This window comes from Methylobacterium sp. WL116 (assembly GCF_008039455.1).
GTDB lineage: Bacteria > Pseudomonadota > Alphaproteobacteria > Rhizobiales > Beijerinckiaceae > Methylobacterium.
On record NZ_VRUV01000617.1, the window covers coordinates 1 to 2441 of the forward strand.

Sequence of the window (2441 nt, forward strand, 5' to 3'; positions counted from 1 at the left end):
CCCGGCGACGCTGTTTCCCGGCCTCGCGCAAGGCCCGTCGGAGGTCTGGCTCGAGATCGGCTTCGGCGGCGGCGAGCACCTGGCGGCGCAGGCGGCGGCCCATCCCGAGATCGGCATCATCGGCGCCGAGCCCTTCGTCAACGGCGTCGCCAAGCTGCTGCGCGCCGTCGACGAGCGGGCCTTGCGCAACGTCCGCATCCGCGACGAGGACGTGTCGCCGCTGCTCGCCGCCCTGCCGGATGCCAGCCTCGCGCGGGTCTACCTGCTCTACCCCGATCCCTGGCCGAAGCGGCGCCAGCGCAAGCGCCGCTTCGTCTCGGACGAGTCGCTCGCCGAGATCGCCCGGGTGCTGCGGCCCGGCGGCCTGTTCCGCTTCGCCAGCGACATCGACGACTACGTCGGCTGGACCCTGGTCCGCACCGCCCGCTGCCCGCACCTGCGCTGGACGGCGCGCACGGCCGCCGACTGGACGCAGCCCTATCCCGGCTGGCCCGGCACCCGCTACGAGGCGAAGGCGATCGCGGCCGGGCGCCGCCCGACCTACCTCGAGTTCGCGCGCGTCGCGCCGGGCTGAGGCCCCGTCCGCAGGCGACGATGCGTGAGGTCGCGGGGCCGGCCACCGGGAGCCGGAGGAGAGCGCCGGTGGCCCGGCGCAGGCGACCCGCACGATCCTCGCGGCGGCCTCGGGCGGCGTTCGGCGGCTTTCTTCGAGGATCGGCCGGGGCGACGTGCTGAACTAAGCTGTTGTCGAAGCCGCAGGCGCCGCCGGGCGACTTGCCCCGCTTCGGCCCCGGCCCCATCTTGGGCGCGCTCCTGTCGGGCGCCCGCTCGGTGCCTCCGTCGGGGCGACGCTTTTCGAGACGGCGCGACCGCGCGTTCGAGGGGACGGTGTGACCGACAGGGACGATCACGGCCCGGTGGACGACCCGCGGCGCGCGGCCTTCGAGGAGGCCGCCATCGGGCTGGCCGTGCTGTCGCAGGACGGCGCGCGCCTGCGCGACGCCAACCCCGCGCTCTGCGCCCTGCTCGGCCACCCACCCGGCGCGCTCGCGGGGCGGCCGGTCGCCGACCTCGTCGGCGGCGGCCGGATCGCCGACGGCATCCATCCCTGGCTCCATGCCGACGGCGGCTCGGTCGAGGTGCGGGTGCGCCGCTCCGGCGCCGGCGGGACCGTCCTCGTCGTCGAGGCGGTGGATGCCGACGAGGCGGCCCGCTCCGAGGAGAACCGCCAGGACCTCGCCGCGGCGGGCCTCGGCGAGTGGCGCTGGGAGCGGAGCACCGGCCGCCTCGTGCTGTCGCGCCGCGCCGCGCAGATCCTCGGCCATCCCCCCGGCTCCTCCGCGACCTGGGACATCCTGCGCGCCGGCCTCTCCGCGGGCGAGCCCGACCGGATCCAGGCCGTGGTCCGGGACGCGATGGCGCGCGACGGCGCCTACCGCTTCGAGACCCGCCTGACGCGGGAGGCGGACGGGCGCGAGATCATCGTCGACGTGCGCGGCCGCCCGGTCCACGCCGAAGACGGGCGCCGCACCGGCATGGTCGGCGTGGTGCAGGACGTGACCACGCGGGTCGAGGCCCGCGACGGGCTCGCCGCCCGCGACCAGCGCCTGCGGGTCGCGACCACGGTCGCCCGGCTCGGGATCTTCGAGTGGCACATGCTCGAGGACCACGCGATCTGGGAGAACGAGCGGATGTTCGAGATCTTCGGGCACGCGCCCGAGGACGGCACCATCGGCAAGACCGAGTTCCTCCGCGATACGCTGCACCCGGACGATCGCGCCGCGGTGCGGCTGGCGATCTCGCAGGCGCTGCGCGACGACGCGATCCTGCACACCACGGGCCGCATCCGCCGCCGCAGCGACGGCGCGTGGCGCACCATCGACCTCGCCGGCCGCTTCGAGCGCGACGCCCCGAACCGGCTGCCGCGGCGGCTGATCGGCCTCGTCGCCGACGTCACCGACCAGCGCCTGGCCGAGGAGCGGCAGGCGCTGCTGATCCGCGAGCTGCACCACCGGGTGAAGAACACCCTGGCGACGGTGCAGGCGATCGTCGGCTCGACCGCGCGGACGGCGTCCAGCATCGAGAGCTTCTACGAAGCCTTCGTCGGCCGCATCAAGTCGCTCGCCCACACCCATTCGGTGCTCACCGAGGCGACCTGGCAGACAGCGGACCTGCGCACGCTGCTGCTGAGCGAGCTGCGCCCCTACGCCGAGGCGCAGGCGGGCGAGGGCGAGGCCGCCGATGCGGACGGGGCCCTCGACGGCCGCATCGTGCTCGACGGGCCGGACACGGCGCTGCCCTCCGAGATCGCGGTGCCGATCGGCATGGCGATCCACGAGCTCACCACCAACGCCGCCAAGTACGGCGCGCTCTCCAACCGGCGCGGGCGGATCTCGGTCGCCTGGGCGGTCCTGCCGGGCGGCCCGGCCGGGATGCTGCGC

General features: G+C 75.6%; 2 protein-coding genes. Both read left to right on the plus strand.

Going from position 1 to position 2441, the window contains the following annotated elements; all coding sequences use genetic code 11:
- Window positions 1–574: tRNA (guanine(46)-N(7))-methyltransferase TrmB (locus FV223_RS25335; protein WP_147729534.1), on the plus strand; the 574-nt coding region annotated here is incomplete at its 5' end.
- Window positions 575–890: 316 nt separating this feature from the next.
- Window positions 891–2441: HWE histidine kinase domain-containing protein (locus FV223_RS25340; protein ID WP_147729535.1), on the plus strand; the 1551-nt coding region annotated here is incomplete at its 3' end.